This is a genomic window from Leptospira tipperaryensis (genome assembly GCF_001729245.1).
Lineage (GTDB): Bacteria > Spirochaetota > Leptospiria > Leptospirales > Leptospiraceae > Leptospira > Leptospira tipperaryensis.
On the sequence record NZ_CP015217.1, the window covers coordinates 1,897,516 to 1,911,957 of the forward strand.

The 14,442-nt window shown below is 43.9% G+C and carries 14 protein-coding genes; 10 read left to right on the forward strand and 4 right to left on the reverse strand.

What is annotated here, in order from left to right:
* The first annotated feature begins 1 nt into the window (after nucleotide 1).
* Genes leuD through A0128_RS09015 form a run of 3 tightly spaced genes read left to right on the forward strand, consistent with a single transcriptional unit; the run spans nucleotide 2 to nucleotide 3,543 of the window.
* Nucleotides 2-622 (forward strand): 3-isopropylmalate dehydratase small subunit, encoded by a 621-nt coding sequence (gene leuD, locus A0128_RS09005; protein WP_069607198.1) that lies wholly within the window; start codon nucleotides 2-4, stop codon nucleotides 620-622.
* A gap of 15 nt (nucleotides 623-637) precedes the next feature.
* The gene (locus A0128_RS09010) at nucleotides 638-1,639 is read left to right on the forward strand and encodes a PLP-dependent cysteine synthase family protein (RefSeq protein ID WP_069607199.1); all 1,002 of its coding nucleotides are present in this window, start codon (nucleotides 638-640) and stop codon (nucleotides 1,637-1,639) included.
* A complete protein-coding gene (locus tag A0128_RS09015) occupies nucleotides 1,636-3,543 on the forward strand; it encodes an AAA domain-containing protein (RefSeq protein ID WP_069607200.1) in 1,908 nt (635 codons plus the stop codon). The genes A0128_RS09010 and A0128_RS09015 overlap by 4 nt, the downstream gene beginning before the upstream one ends.
* A gap of 596 nt (nucleotides 3,544-4,139) precedes the next feature.
* On the opposite strand, the gene A0128_RS09020 is transcribed toward A0128_RS09015, so the two are convergent.
* Nucleotides 4,140-4,772, reverse strand: a complete 633-nt coding sequence (locus A0128_RS09020) for an NrsF family protein (protein WP_069607201.1) — start codon at nucleotides 4,770-4,772, stop codon at nucleotides 4,140-4,142.
* A gap of 130 nt (nucleotides 4,773-4,902) precedes the next feature.
* Here A0128_RS09020 and A0128_RS09025 point away from each other — a divergent pair, with 130 nt between their 5' ends.
* From A0128_RS09025 to gshAB, 7 genes are read left to right on the forward strand one after another with little or no spacing between them, the layout of a single operon-like run.
* Nucleotides 4,903-5,460 carry a sigma-70 family RNA polymerase sigma factor gene (locus tag A0128_RS09025; protein ID WP_069607202.1) on the forward strand — a complete coding sequence of 186 codons (558 nt, stop codon included), beginning with the start codon at nucleotides 4,903-4,905 and terminating at the stop codon, nucleotides 5,458-5,460.
* 33 nt (nucleotides 5,461-5,493) lie between these two features.
* The gene (locus A0128_RS09030; protein WP_069607203.1) at nucleotides 5,494-6,708 is read left to right on the forward strand and encodes a GNAT family N-acetyltransferase; all 1,215 of its coding nucleotides are present in this window, start codon (nucleotides 5,494-5,496) and stop codon (nucleotides 6,706-6,708) included.
* Nucleotides 6,705-7,040, forward strand: coding sequence for an ATP-dependent Clp protease adapter ClpS (gene clpS, locus A0128_RS09035; RefSeq protein ID WP_069607204.1), 336 nt, complete (start codon nucleotides 6,705-6,707; stop codon nucleotides 7,038-7,040). Before A0128_RS09030 ends, clpS begins: the two co-directional genes overlap by 4 nt.
* The gene (gene clpA, locus A0128_RS09040) at nucleotides 7,037-9,274 is read left to right on the forward strand and encodes an ATP-dependent Clp protease ATP-binding subunit ClpA (protein ID WP_069607205.1); all 2,238 of its coding nucleotides are present in this window, start codon (nucleotides 7,037-7,039) and stop codon (nucleotides 9,272-9,274) included. Before clpS ends, clpA begins: the two co-directional genes overlap by 4 nt.
* Before the next feature lie 24 nt (nucleotides 9,275-9,298).
* Nucleotides 9,299-11,032, forward strand: a complete 1,734-nt coding sequence (ggt, locus tag A0128_RS09045) for a gamma-glutamyltransferase (protein WP_069607206.1) — start codon at nucleotides 9,299-9,301, stop codon at nucleotides 11,030-11,032.
* Complete coding sequence (gene gshA, locus A0128_RS09050; protein WP_069607207.1) at nucleotides 11,029-12,591, forward strand: glutamate--cysteine ligase; 1,563 nt, start codon at nucleotides 11,029-11,031, stop codon at nucleotides 12,589-12,591. The genes ggt and gshA overlap by 4 nt, the downstream gene beginning before the upstream one ends.
* Nucleotides 12,579-13,610 carry a bifunctional glutamate--cysteine ligase GshA/glutathione synthetase GshB gene (gene gshAB / locus A0128_RS09055; RefSeq protein WP_069607208.1) on the forward strand — a complete coding sequence of 344 codons (1,032 nt, stop codon included), beginning with the start codon at nucleotides 12,579-12,581 and terminating at the stop codon, nucleotides 13,608-13,610. Before gshA ends, gshAB begins: the two co-directional genes overlap by 13 nt.
* Here gshAB and A0128_RS09060 read toward each other — a convergent pair.
* From A0128_RS09060 to A0128_RS09070, 3 genes are read right to left on the reverse strand one after another with little or no spacing between them, the layout of a single operon-like run.
* Nucleotides 13,607-13,849 carry a glutathione S-transferase N-terminal domain-containing protein gene (locus A0128_RS09060; RefSeq protein WP_069609218.1) on the reverse strand — a complete coding sequence of 81 codons (243 nt, stop codon included), beginning with the start codon at nucleotides 13,847-13,849 and terminating at the stop codon, nucleotides 13,607-13,609. The two genes, gshAB and A0128_RS09060, sit on opposite strands and share 4 nt — an antisense overlap.
* Nucleotides 13,849-14,169: a Grx4 family monothiol glutaredoxin gene (gene grxD, locus A0128_RS09065; RefSeq protein WP_069607209.1), complete on the reverse strand. Its 321-nt coding sequence runs from the start codon at nucleotides 14,167-14,169 to the stop codon at nucleotides 13,849-13,851. The genes A0128_RS09060 and grxD overlap by 1 nt, the downstream gene beginning before the upstream one ends.
* Nucleotides 14,166-14,393 (reverse strand): BolA/IbaG family iron-sulfur metabolism protein, encoded by a 228-nt coding sequence (locus A0128_RS09070; protein ID WP_069607210.1) that lies wholly within the window; start codon nucleotides 14,391-14,393, stop codon nucleotides 14,166-14,168. The genes grxD and A0128_RS09070 overlap by 4 nt, the downstream gene beginning before the upstream one ends.
* Nucleotides 14,394-14,442 lie beyond the last annotated feature (49 nt).

Below are 14,442 nucleotides of genomic sequence, written 5' to 3' on the forward strand. Positions count from 1 at the left end.
TATGAAAGCATTTACAACTCTCAGTGGAATCGCGGCGTTACTGGATCGTCCGAACGTAGATACCGATCAGATCATTCCAAAACAATTTTTAAGAAAGATCGAGCGCACCGGTTTTGGAATTCATCTCTTTCACGACTGGAGATATCTGGATGACGCAGGGACTAAACTCAATCCTGAATTCTCCTTAAATCAAGATCGTTACAAGGGATCTATCATTCTAGTAACAAGAGACAACTTTGGCTGCGGATCTTCCAGAGAACACGCCCCTTGGGCCTTGGAAGACTACGGTTTTCGTTGTATCATCGCTCCTTCCTACGCGGATATCTTTTTTAACAACTGCTTTAAAAACGGAATGCTTCCAGTAGTTTTAAAATCCGAAGAAGTGGAAGAGTTATTTCAGGCTGTTTCCACTAACGTGGGAGCCAAGATTACGATCGATCTGGAAAAACAAACCGTTACCGGACCTACCGGAAAAGTATACACTTTCGAGGTCGATTCTTTTCGGAAATACTGTCTCTACAACGGGCTGGACGATATCGGGCTTACTCTCAAACACGAATCCAAAATCGGAGAGTTTGAAAAAAAGCAGAAAGAAGTTGAACCTTGGTTGTACGCTATATAATTCTGCACAAATTATATGTTTGATGAAATCTCCCGTTCAATTGACGAGTTTGGAAACAGTTTCCTTGGCGCTCTGAATAACATTCAGAAATCGTTTGGACGGGAACTCAGCGTAGCAAAACCGGTTAAAGAAACCATTCTCCAGATGATTGGAAACACTCCTCTCATCCGTTTGAATCAGATCGGTTCTCATATTCCCAATGTGGAATTCTACCTCAAAGCGGAGTTCTGCAATCCCACCGGCTCGGTGAAGGATAGAACGGCTCTTTCCATGATTCTTTCCTCCGAAAGAAGGGGAGAATTGAAACCGGGAGGACAGATCATTCAACCCGGATATAATTCCACAGGGCTCAGTCTTGCCTGGATCAGTACGATTCGCCAATATAAATTTCGCTGTTTGGTCGCCGGGGACACCGACCCTCAAAAGATCAAGGATCTCCAGACGTTTGGAGCTCACGTCGAAATTCTTCCCGAAGCAAAGGGGAATTGGGACGAGGCTCTTTTGAAAAAAGCGAGAGAGATCAAAGAGAAAGAAAAAAACACAGTAATCTTAAACGAATACAAGGATATGGCGAATACAAACGCGCATTATCTTTTTACAGGCCCTGAAATTTGGAGAGACCTCGCGGGTAACGTGGACGCGTTTGTCGCGGGAGGTGGTTCCGGAGGAACGCTTTCCGGAGCGGGTCGTTTTTTGAAATCCAAGAAGTCTTCGATTCGGGTGATCATGGGCGTGAGTCAGAAATCAAGATTCATAAGAAAGATGGTTCAAAAGGAAGCTTCCATTCATCTTCCTGAATCCTTTGATCCGAAGATTGTGGATGAATACGTGGGTGTGGATCGGGAACAAGCGCTTCTCTATCAATCGGATCTCTATCAAAAAGAAGGAATATTCGCCGGCACAACAACGGGGACTACGCTTGCGAGTGCGATCCAATTTGCGGAAAGTCTTCCCACCAGGGATGATCAAAAATCTCAGGTCTACAGAATCGTAGTCCTATCTCCGGATCGGTTTTGAAGGAACAAAAATTTTCCGGTTCTCTCGACGAACTGGAAGCCGTTCGCAAAGAACTGGAACGGGAAAAAAAAGAAGAAGACAATCTCTTTTCCAAAGACTGGCTCTCCCGTTCCTTGCAAGATAGAGTTCAGCTTGGAATTACGTTATACCCTCTTGTATACGAAGAACAAGCCATCGGTCGAGACGGAAGTTGGATTCTTACCTTTCGATTTCCGGATCAGGAAGAATATCCTTCTAAGTTTCAATCGGGCGCTCCGATTCAAATCGGAAAAGAAGAGGATCGTGCGCGCGCGATTCTCGTTTCCCTTCATAAAGAAAGAATACGAATCGCTATCGATGAAGTGCCGGAATGGGCCGAGGAAGGAAAGTGTCATCTCGATCTTTTGCCGGACGAAACCTCTTACAAAGAAATGTTTCGTGCCTTGGAAGTCGTATCCGACGCTAAGAAAGGAAGTCGATTGTATGTGAATCGTGAACTTCTTCTCGGATATGGAAAAGCGGATAAGATATCCCTGCGAGAAGCGGATAAAACTCGAGTTCAGGGAAGAATGAATTCTCGTCTGAACGAATCTCAGAAGAATGCTGTGTTGCACGCCGTTCTTTCCGAAGACGTCACGATCATCCACGGTCCTCCCGGAACCGGGAAAACTACAACATTAACCGAAATAGTAAGTCAACTCGTTGCGGAAGAAAGAAAAATTCTCGTTTCCGCTCCGACACATTCTGCCTGCGATCTTCTTGTGGAATCCATTTCCGAAAAAGGAATTCCAGTATTGAGACTCGGACATCCCGCCAGAGTTTCTGAGACGGCTCTTCATTCGACATTGGACTATAAATTGTTTCATCATCCCGACGGTAAATTGTTAAGCGAATACAGAAGGGAAGTTGTAGAAATCTCCAAACAAGCAAAAAAATACAAAAGAAACTTTGGAGAAAAGGAAAGAGAAGAAAGAAAGTCTCTTTTTCAAGAAGTCAAGGAACTCAAAAAAACGATTCGAACGATTGAAGCCGGACTAATCGACAGTCTCGTTTCTTCACATCCAGTGATCGTATCTACTCCAGTCGCTTCGGCGAAAGGAATTTTGGAAGGACGATTCTTCGACTATTGTGTGTTAGACGAGTGTTCGCAAGCGCTCGAACCTGCCTCTTGGATCCCGATTTTGAAATCGGATCGAGTGATTCTCGCGGGAGACCACAAACAATTGCCGCCCACTTTGTTTTCGGAGAAGAATGCACTGGAAGTGACCTTGTTTGAAAAGGCCGCTGAGAGACTTGCAGAATCCGAACGCGTTTTCCTTCTCGACACTCAATACAGAATGAAGGATGAAATTGCCGAGTTTTCTTCCCAAGAGTTTTATTCTAACCTTTTGAAATCGGGTCGCCCGCTGGAAGAAAGGACTTCTAATTTTCCCGAAGACTTTCCGTTTCTCCATTCTTTCCAATGGATCGATACCGCCGGAACCGATAGCGAGGAAGTTTCCGTCGACGACAGTTTGACAAATCCGTTCGAAGCCGATCTGCAGATTCGAATCTGCGTTTTGTTAAGCGAAGTCGGTTGGCCCGAGGAAGAGATTACGATTCTTTCTCCGTATCGCGCTCAAGTGAAATTGATATCCGAAAAACTGAAAGAGGCAAATCTTACGAAGATTCGGGTTTCAACGATCGATTCCTTCCAAGGGAGAGAAAATCGTTGTATTCTTCTTGGCTTTGTCCGTTCCAATGAAGAAGGAAAATCCGGGTTCTTAAAAGAATCCAGAAGGATCAACGTGGGAATGACGAGGGCGAAGGATCTTTTGCTTTGTTTCGGGGATAGTTCTACACTTTCCGGCGATCCGTTCTTATCCAAACTCATTCAATTTGCCGAAGAGAAGAAAGTCTTCCGAACCGCCTGGGAATTTTTATAATCTTCGAAACAGAGTGCGGTTGCTTCGGGATGGATTGGTTGGGAACGCTTTCGCCCAGACGCCACTGAGATGGATTCTGATCACGAAACGTTTTGTCGTGAAGTGCCAGAGTTTTATTGCAAACAAATTTTTTCAGAGTTACTTTGTCGGAACAAATAAGAGCTATCGAAATTAGATCTGAAATCGAATCCAACTTTTTCCGACTAAGCATTTGCTAAAGAATTATCGTTGAGAATATACGGTTTTTTAATGTACGGAGCTTCGGATTCTTCCTGCCGCCTTTTTTTCGTTCAAGATCGGAACTTTCTTATCAACAAGTTGAGAGGGAATTGAAGCGAGAGTTGTCCTTTGTTAGAGCTCCTACAAAATGGAATTTTTCTTGCAAAATCCCGTTTTTCTGATAGAGAAAAGTTTCCGGATGCTTTCCACCACCCACCCCTCCACCCAAAATCAGGGCGGGGCCGCCGCGACTTCTACACTATAATGTCGGAGTTCCTACGGGGTTTTTAGCTCCTATTCGAACGTTTCCGACTTTTTCTTATTTTTTTCTTAAAAGACTAAATCGGAACCCTATCGACTGATTCTATCGTAAAACATTACCACTTTAGAATATTCTTAAATGCGAGAGAGCCGATCAAGAATAGAAGCACACTCGGAAGCCCGTGTGAAAAAAGGATATGATATGAGGACTGGTCTCCGCAGACAAATTTAAGACAAAAGTTTGCAAGGGCAAGACTAAAGACCGAAAGAACCGCCGCGCTCAAAACCGGATTTCCGGGTTTTCCTTTTCTAAATAGATATAAACCGCTCCCGCAAAAAACGAGACTTGAAATAAATATGATCGCCGAACAACGACCTATGTGATGACTGAACTCGTGATCTGCAATGATATCCCAGGCATATAAACCCGCGGAGTAAAGAACCCAAATGAAACTCAGAAGGATCGGAAGTTTAGAAGATTTCGAAAAAGATTCCTCCGGAAATCTCAATTGAGAAAGAATCCAAAACGAACTGATTCCTACGATTGCAATCCATAAAAAATCAGGAAACAAAGTTGGAATGTGAATTAGAGGAGCCGTAATCGGATTAAGAGATAATAAGAATAGAATGAAAACGATTGCAAAAATAGGAAGCAACATGACGAAATTGCCCCAAAGGTTTTCTTTGGATGGGGGCTCGGCCGCCATTTTTTGGATTAAGGATTCGGTTTTCTCTTCTTTACTCAACATATTCTAAGTTATAATATTGGAAATTTTCCAATTTTAAAGAATGGTTGGACAATAATTTCTTCCTGCTTCAGGCTGGAAGGAAATCGGGTTCAACTGTTTCTATATTCGAAGGTCGCAAGCAGTTAGTTACATGTCAGCTAAAAAAGAAATCTGGGAAGAATGCACAATTCTTATCGCCAAGGCTCGAGAAGGAGACCAGGCTTCCTATGAAAAATTTCTCAGACTCGTAACGGGTGTCCTTCGTTCCTATCTGATTCCCCGTATTAACAACGCAGAAGACCGGGAAGATCTCATCCAAGAAATATTGATCGGACTTCACAAGGCTCGGGATTCTTATCGCGCGGAACGTCATCCGGCTCCTTGGGTTTTTGCCATCGCGAGATACAAGACCATCGACTATCTCCGAAAAAGAAAGGTCGGAGACCGTTATTTTACGACCGAAAATCTCGAACTCTTCGCTTCTCCGGAACCGATCGAACAGGATGAACCGGAAAAGGCGCGGGAAATCTTGCAGGAGTGGCTTTCCGTTTTGGACGAAAGACAGAAACAGATTCTCACACATCTCAAACTCGACGGAATGAGCGTGAGAGAGGTTTCGGAAAAAACCGGACTTTCCGAGTCCAATATCAAGGTGATTACTCACCGAGCCGTTCAAAAGATTCGAAAGCATTTTTCCCTCGATATCTGACAAAACTGCAACCAAACAAGTCCAACAAATAGCATGTCTTCGCAACCGCCCAATGGTATCAGAGTAGAATTTTTAGATTCTATCTCCTCGATTTCCAAGGAAGAATGGAACGCAATCTCCGATCCAAAAAACCCATTCTTAGAATACGACTTTTTACATTCTCTCGAAATCTCCCGTTGTATCGGTTCAAACACTTCTTGGATTCAGAAGTATTGTATTCTCAAAAAGGAAGGACGTTTCTCAGCGGTTATTCCTCTTTTTCTCAAGTTTGATTCTTACGGAGAATACATCTTTGATTTTCAGTGGGCTCAATTCTTCTCTCAAGCTGGTTTGAATTATTATCCCAAAGGTCTCGTTGCGATTCCGTTTACTCCTGCCAACGGCAAACGAATTCTCCATACAAAGGAAATGAGTCTCGAAGAAGTTTGTTCCTATATGATTCCGGAGCTCCTTCGTTTTTCCGAAGAAGAGGGTCTTTCCGGAGTTCATTTTCTATTCTTAGAAAAAGAAGAATCGGAAGTTCTGGAGAATTACGGATTTGCCACCCGGCTTTCGCACCAATTTCACTGGATGAACCGGGACTACTCAAGTTTTGACGATTACTTGGGTGCGATGAAATCCAAGAAAAGAATGCAGATCAAACGGGAACGCGAGATCGTTCGTAGCTACGGCCTCGAAATCAGAATCCTAGAAGGAAATGAGATTCAAAAATCGGATATGAATTCGATCTGGCAATTCTATCAAGACACACATTCCAGAAAATGGGGCTCCGCTTATCTCAATCGTAAGTTTTTTGATTCGGCCTTTGATACGTTTCGAGAAAGGGTCGTTTTGGTTCTCGCCTCGCGGGACGGAAAACCCATCGCGGGAACCTTCAATCTCCGCAAAGGAGATTTTTTATACGGAAGATATTGGGGTTGTATCGAATACCATTCTCATCTTCATTTTGAATGTTGTTTTTATCAATTGATCGACTACGCGATTCGTGAGAAAATCAAAGTCTTTGAGGCCGGCGCCCAAGGAGAACACAAATTCCTCCGAGGATTTCCTGCGATGCCGACTTATAGTTCGCATAGGATTTTTCATCCGGGCGCGAGAAATGCGATTGAACGTTTCCTAAAAGAAGAAAGACTGCACATGCAGGAAATGATTCAAGAAACCAACGAGCACTCTCCGCTTAAGGAATTTTCGAGCGAAACATTCTTCCGAGACAATGCGATCGCAGATAAGGGGAGTCGAGATCCATGAGCGAGATCTTTCGATTTGATACGGAAGAACAGACTTTGACCAAGGAGAAGGTCAAACTCAAACGTCCTTCCAAATACAGGGTTATCATACTCAACGACGATTTTACTCCTATGGAATTCGTCGTTTGGATTTTACAAGTAGTCTTTCACAGAACAAGAGCGGAAAGCGAACAGATCATGCTAAAGGCTCATATTACGGGGAAAGCGTTATGCGGCGTTTATTCGCACGATGTGGCGCGAACCAAGGTCATACAAGTTCAACAATTGGCGGATCAACACGGATACCCACTGCATTGTACGATGGAAGTGGAGGAAGGAGAAGAAGAATCATGATTCTTACGGAAGAAATGGAACGGACCTTAAGAAAGGCTTGGGAAGAAGCCAAAAAAAGAAGAAACGAATTTATCACGCTCGAACACATTCTTCTCGCACTAACATCCGACACGGTCGCTAAGGAAGTTTTGGAAGCCTGCGGGGCGGATATCGAAAAACTAAAGAAAGATCTGAGTCATTATCTGGATAGCGAACTCGAATCCTTTCCGGAAACCTCGGGAGAAGTGGATCCGATTTATACCATCGGGGTACAACACGTTCTGCAACTCGCCGAGTTTCACGTTCAATCCACTCGCAATAAAAAAATGGACGGGGGAGACGTTCTCGCGGCGTTATTCAGAGAAGATCAATCCAACGCAGTTTATTTTCTCGGATCGCAAGATATTTCCAGACTGGATATCGTACGTTACATTTCTCATGGAATCCGTAAGGACAATCAGAACCGAGAAAAAGAAACTCTGGGTGAAGAAGGAGAAAAAGTTTCCGATCCTCTCAAGGCCTTTTGTGTGGATCTCACCGCAAAAGCACGAGAAGGAAAATTAGATCCTATGATCGGACGCGCGGACGAACTCGATCGTACGATTCATATTCTCTGTAGAAGAAGAAAGAACAATCCTATCTTTGTAGGAGAGGCAGGAGTCGGTAAAACTTCGATCGTGGAGGGCCTCGCCCAAATGGTCGTGGACGGAAAAGTTCCGGAGCCGTTGAAAAATCTAAAAGTTTATTCTTTGGATATGGGGCTTTTACTCGCGGGCACTAAGTTCCGAGGAGAATTTGAAGAAAGACTCAAGAATGTAGTAACTCAGATCACGGCCCAAGACGATCACGTTCTTTTTATAGACGAGATCCATACGATCATCGGAGCCGGAGCCGTTTCCGGCGGTTCTTTGGACGCATCCAATCTCCTAAAACCAGCACTCTCCAGCGGAGAACTTCGTTGTATCGGAACCACGACCTATAAAGAATACAAATCTATATTCGAAAAAGATCATGCACTTTCCAGAAGATTCCAAAAAGTAGAAGTGGGAGAACCGTCCATCTCCGAAACCGTTGAGATTCTAAAAGGACTTTTAGGAAAATACGAATCCTTTCACAAGGTGAAGTATTCCGCTTCGGCGGTGGAACAGGCTGCTGAGTTGTCGGCGCGTTATATTCTGGATCGAAAACTTCCGGACAAGGCGATCGATCTTTTGGACGAAGCCGGCGCTCGCGTTCGCCTTAGAGAGGGGGGAAAAAAAACCGTGACGGTAAGAGAAATCGAAGAACTCGTTTCCAAGATCGCAAAGGTTCCTTCCGTTACGGTTAAAGCCGACGATCGTGAAAAACTCAAGAACTTGGATGAAGAGTTAAAAGCCAAGATCTACGGACAAAATTCCGCGATCGATCAGCTCGTACAGTCCATTCGACTTTCCAGAAGCGGACTTTCCGAACCGGGAAAACCCGTGGGAAGTTTTCTCTTTGCAGGACCGACCGGAGTTGGAAAGACGGAGTTGACTCGTAAACTCGCGGAGATTCTCGGAGTGGAACTCATTCGTTTTGATATGAGCGAATACATGGAAAAACATACGGTTTCCCGATTGATCGGTTCTCCGCCGGGTTACGTAGGTTTTGAACAAGGCGGACAACTTACGGACGCGGTGCATCGAAATCCTCACTGTGTTCTTTTGCTCGACGAGATAGAAAAGGCTCATGAAGACATTTATAATATTCTTCTTCAGATTATGGATCACGCAACTCTTACGGACAACAACGGAAGAAAATCCGATTTTCGTCAGGTGATTATAGTGATGACTACAAACACCGGAGCTCGGGAGCGTTCCACAAATCCAGTGGGTTTTGGAAACGATCTTTTGGAAGACAGAAGTCTCAAGGCGATCGAAAAACAATTTTCTCCCGAGTTTAGAAACCGTCTCACAGCGGTGATAGAGTTCTCTTCTCTCAGTCAGGAAAATGTAACCAAAGTAGTTGCAAAACAGCTTGCTCTTTTACAAGAGCGTCTGAATTCTAAACAAATTGAATTAGAGTTTCAGGATGATGTACTCAACTACATCGCAGAGAAAGCTTATACCCCTGAGTTCGGGGCAAGACCCGTGCAGAGATGGATCGATACTCATATCTCAAAGAGAATCTCTGAAGAGATCCTTTTTGGAGAACTCAAATCGGGTGGAAAGGCAAAACTGATCGCCGGTAAAGAGGGAATCGAAATGGAATTCTCTCACGGCAAAAAATCCTAAACTTAAAAAACTTTCCAGGATCCGATGAAACAAAAATACGTACGTATCATACTGATACTTCTCCTTATTTCGTGTAAGGAAGTTCCGCTTTCGATCGAAGGAAAGCAAGTTTCCACAGACTTACTCGTAACTCCTTCCAATCAAAGAAAACATACCGATTATTTTAGCGAGAGTAAAAATCTGATGATCGCATCCGATTCTCCCGAAGCCACCGCGGCTGGGATCGAAGTGGGAAAGTTAGGCGGAAATGTCGTGGACGTTGTCGTCGCTACTTCCTTTGCGATCTCCGTGACGAGACCCCATTCGACCGGTTTGGGAGGAGGCGGTTTTCTCGTTCTCTATCTAAAAGAATTTTCGGAACCGATTGCGTTTGATTTTAGAGAAAGGGCGCCGAGCGCGGCCTCCCGCAATATGTATAAAAGAAAACCGAAAGAGGATTCTCTTTTTGGATTTCGTGCGGTTGGTGTTCCGGGTAACGTGGCCGGTCTGATTCAGATTCAAAAACGTTTTGGTAAACTCCCGCTCAAGTCAATCATAGCTCCTGCGATTCGTTTAGCGGAGAATGGTTTTCCGGTTTACGCGGATCTTTTTTCTGCGATTCAAAAATCATCCAAGGACATGGACGAGGAAATGAAAGGAATTTTTCTTCCCAAGGGTAAGGTTCCCGAAGTCGGTTCCTTGCTCGTCCAAAAAGATCTCGCCAATACTCTAAAACTAATTTCCGAAACCGGAGAAAGAGAGTTCTATCACGGTAAAATCGCAGAATCGATCGTGAACTCGATGAAGAAAAACGGAGGTCTGATTTCTTCCCAAGATTTGAAAGGTTTTCGAGTGATTGAAAAGAAAACGCTGAAGTCGTCTTACAGAGATTATACGATCTATACGATGCCTCCTCCTTCTTCCGGCGTTCATCTTCTTACGATGTTGTCCATGGTCGAAACAAAACCTCTGAAGGAATTGTATGACAAGGACGCGGCCGGTTATTATCATTTTATTACGGAAGCGATGCGTAGAGGATATGCGGACCGAGCGATTCTCGGCGGAGATCCGCAGTTTACAAAGATTCCGATCGATCGACTTCTATCAAAAAAATACGCGGAAGAAAAAATTACTGACTTTGATCCAAAGCAGGCTTCGAGCAGCTCCTCTTTTTTAAAAGAATTAAACTTTAGCGTAGAATCTCCGCAAACCACTCATATTTCCGTGATGGACAAGGATGGAAACGTTGCTTCGACAACTCAATCCATCAACTTTCGTTTCGGAGCTTCGGTCGTAGTTCCCGGTTATGGGATCGTCTTAAACGATACGATGGATGATTTCAGCCGTGCTCCCGGGGAACCGAATGTCTATGGACTTATCGGTGCGGAAGCGAATTCCATTCTTCCTAAAAAAACTCCACTGAGTAGTATGTCTCCGACTCTTGTTTTTAAAGGCAATCAAGCCTTTTTGGCTACGGGAGCTCCGGGTGGTTCTTATATTGTGAATGCAGTTTTACAGTCTTTGATCTATAATTTGGATTTTAAGCTGACCCTGTATGAATCGGTGGCGAGAGGGAGAGTGCATCATCAATTCTTTCCCGATGCGGTCTTTATCGAAAAGTCGGTGAACGAACGAAACGTTTTCGACGGACTTTCCGCGAGAAAACACGATATACGAATCGCACCGAACTTTGCAAAATTATTCTCGGTCAAAAGAGAGAATGGAATGCTCTACGGAGCTTCCGATCCACGTGGAGAAGGGGCCACAGGCGGACTTTGAAAACAAAAGAATTTACTCAATCAAAGCTAGACGAGGTTTCTCTGGAAATTCTTTTACGCCACGCGGTAAAAGCAAAACACGGATTGGAAAAAGAAAGTATGCGAGTCAATCCGGATGGAACCCTCGCAAGAACTCCCCATCCGGAACATCTCGGTTCCAGTCTTACCAATCACTATATCAAAACCGATTTCGCCGAACCACAACTCGAGTACGCCACTCATCCTCGTCCTCGAATCGAAGCCAATATTCGAGAATTACAAGATCTGCATATATATACGATCCGAAAATTAAACAACGAGTTGATCTGGCCTTTTAGCATGCCTCCGATTTTACCGGAAGACGAAAACGACATCCCGCTCGGACAATACGGGAGTTCCGCTTCCGGTAAATGGAAGACGATCTATCGCCACGGACTCGGGCTTCGTTACGGAAGAAGAATGCAGACGATTTCGGGAGTTCACTATAACTTCTCTTTCTCCAATATATTCTTGAGACAATTTTTAGGAAAGGACGTGTCCAATTTTACAAAGGAAGAAATCTCTTCTTTGTATTTGCACGTTATCCGAAACTTCATGAGAAGGGTTCACTATTTGACCTATCTCACCGGATCTTCTTCCGTTTTCGATTCCACCTTCCTCCCCAATCCCGGGGATCTTAAATTTGAAAGACATAAGAATTTTACGATGTATTCTCCCTATGCGACTTCCCTTCGTATGAGCGAGATCGGTTACACGAGCAAAGTTCAGGATACATTAGGAATTCATTATAATTCTTTGGCGGAATACGTGGATCGTATGTGTTACGCGGTTCACACTCCGTATGAGAAGTATGAATCCTTTCCAAGAACTCCGGATGCTCAGCTCAATCCGAATTATCTTCAGATCGAAAACGAGTTCTATTCCCCCGTACGTCCGAAACAAGTTCCAAAAGGTGATGAAAGACCTCTGGATGCGCTTTTAAGAAGGGGAATCGAATATATAGAAATTCGATCCTTGGACATCGATCCGTATTCTCCTTTGGGGGTTTGTAGACACAATCTCGCGTTCACTCAGTTGATTCTTCTGGATTCTCTTTTGACTCCGTCGCCTTCCATCGACGCGGAGGAGAACGAAATTCAAAAAGAAAATCTGAGTAAGGTGATTTGGGAAGGAAGAAAACCCGATTTGAAAATCAGGGTCGGAAATTCCGAAAAGAACTTTCAACAAACGGGTGCAGAATATTCGGAATCCTTGAGACACTACGCGAAAATTTTGGATCTCCACACAGGAAGAAAGGCCTATCAAGAAGCGATCGACTTTCAGATTCGGAAATGGAGGAATCCTGATAAAACTCCTTCCGGAAAATTGTTATGCGAAATCCTAAAACGTGGAATCGAATTTAGAGATAAGGGAATGGAACTCGCGAGGGAAAATCGAAGAGCCCTTTCTTATATGGAATATTCTCCGGGAACCCTTATGAAGATCGAAAAGGAATCGCAGAGATCCTTTCAAGAAAAAGAACAATTAGAGAAAGAAGAATCTCAAACCCACTATCCCACAGTCAAACTATGCAATCACTGAAATTGAAATCGGGAGAATTTATCTCACCCGATATTTTCACACTAAAAGATTTCGAAGATCTGGAAATTTCCACTCAGATCGTGATCCGAGACGCCCTCAATCGAGGTCTCGAAGTTGAAATTTTGGATCGAAAGAATCATTTTCTTCGGTTAAAAAATTCTTCCGGACACGTTCAATACGTAAAGGAAGCTTCCAAGACGGTACTCGATTCTTATATGACCTTTCTCGTGATGGAGAATAAAACGATTTCAAAAATCGTAATGGATGAAGCGGGTCTTCAAGTTCCTGCGGGAGATAGTTTCGGCGAACCCGAACCCGCACTTTCGTTTTGGGAAATTCATAATGAAAAGAAGATGGTCGTAAAACCGGTCACTACAAATTTCGGAATTGGAATCACCATTCTTCCTCCCAAAGCCTCGGTAGAGGACGCGAAAAAAGCGATCAAAATCGCCTTCAATCATTCCGAATCCGTAATCGTGGAAGAATTTGCGGAAGGAAATGAGTATCGTTTTTTAGTGATCGGTGATGAAACCGTTGCCGTTTGCAATCGGATTCCGGCTAACGTGACGGGCGACGGTAAACATACGATAGAAGAACTCGTCGCTTTAAAAAACGAAGATCCGAGACGCGGAGTTGGACACGTAACTCCTCTCGAAAAAATTCAACTCGGAGATACGGAACTCGACGTTCTGGAGCAGGCTCACCTCACGAAAGATTTTATTCCCGCAAACGAACAAAAAGTTTTCCTTCGAAAAAATTCCAATATCAGTACGGGTGGAGATTCGATCGACGTAACGGATCTCGCAGATTCTTATTATAAGGATCTTGCGGTAAAGGCAGCGAAGTCGGTGGGAGCGAAAATCTGCGGAGTGGATATCATCCTGAAAGATTTGGAAACAAAGGGAGATTATAGAATCCTGGAGTTGAACTTCAACCCCGTCTTATACATTCATAACTATCCGTATGAAGGCAAAAACAGGGACGTTGGAAATAAAATATTAACGCTCTTGGGTTTTTAAGAAGCCAGTTTCTTTTTTACGTAGGTTACGATATCTCTGGATTCATACATCTGAGTGTTACCGTCTACGAGAAAAGGAACCTGACTCTTTCCGCCGAGTCGAACGACTTCATCTCGGCCGGGGGTTCCCCGGCTCGCTTCTACAAGTTCATAATCCTTTCCAGGCACCAAACCCATCTTCGAAAATTCTTCTCGAACATAGGCGCAGTATGGACAGGTAAGAAAGTGGTAGAGTTTTATCATGCAGGGATGGTTCCCACTTTTTTCTGAAGATCGCCTGACTTCGCCATCTCAACAACGATGTCATGACCGCCTACAAATTCTCCATTGATATACAACTGAGGAATCGTCGGCCAGTTTGCGAAGTCCTTGATTCCTTGACGAATCACCTCGTCGGACAAAACGTTAAAGGAACCGTATTGAATTCCCAAACTTCTGAGGACGTTGGCAACCCCGGCTGAAAAGCCGCACATAGGCGCTTCCGGAGTTCCTTTCATAAAAAGGAAAACCTTATCGGAACCGATCAATTCTTCTATCTTCTGTTTTGCTGCGTCGTTCATTCTTGTGTCCTCGTTTCCAGTGCAAGCGCGTGCACTTCTTGTTTTAGTTCTTCTTTTAGAGTTTCATAGACCATTCTATGTTGTTCTAAAATGGATTTACCTTCAAATCCTTTGTAAATCACAACTGCCTTGATATGTACTCCATCTTGATAGGGATCCAAGATGGTAACCTTAGAATCGGGAAGACCGGATTCTATTTTATTTTTAATTTCATCGATTGTCATCGTTCTTTCTTTAGACCGGACCTCGTTATCCGTTTGATTTCTGAGATCG

Coding starts and splice junctions, on each gene's coding strand:
- leuD (WP_069607198.1), top strand. CDS start 2: ATGAAAGCATTTACAACTCTCAGTGGAATCGCGGCGTTACTGGATCGT.
- A0128_RS09010 (WP_069607199.1), top strand. CDS start 638: ATGTTTGATGAAATCTCCCGTTCAATTGACGAGTTTGGAAACAGTTTC.
- A0128_RS09020 (WP_069607201.1), bottom strand. CDS start 4,772: ATGTTGAGTAAAGAAGAGAAAACCGAATCCTTAATCCAAAAAATGGCG.
- A0128_RS09025 (WP_069607202.1), top strand. CDS start 4,903: ATGTCAGCTAAAAAAGAAATCTGGGAAGAATGCACAATTCTTATCGCC.
- A0128_RS09030 (WP_069607203.1), top strand. CDS start 5,494: ATGTCTTCGCAACCGCCCAATGGTATCAGAGTAGAATTTTTAGATTCT.
- clpS (WP_069607204.1), top strand. CDS start 6,705: ATGAGCGAGATCTTTCGATTTGATACGGAAGAACAGACTTTGACCAAG.
- clpA (WP_069607205.1), top strand. CDS start 7,037: ATGATTCTTACGGAAGAAATGGAACGGACCTTAAGAAAGGCTTGGGAA.
- ggt (WP_069607206.1), top strand. CDS start 9,299: ATGAAACAAAAATACGTACGTATCATACTGATACTTCTCCTTATTTCG.
- gshAB (WP_069607208.1), top strand. CDS start 12,579: ATGCAATCACTGAAATTGAAATCGGGAGAATTTATCTCACCCGATATT.
- grxD (WP_069607209.1), bottom strand. CDS start 14,169: ATGAACGACGCAGCAAAACAGAAGATAGAAGAATTGATCGGTTCCGAT.
- A0128_RS09070 (WP_069607210.1), bottom strand. CDS start 14,393: ATGACAATCGATGAAATTAAAAATAAAATAGAATCCGGTCTTCCCGAT.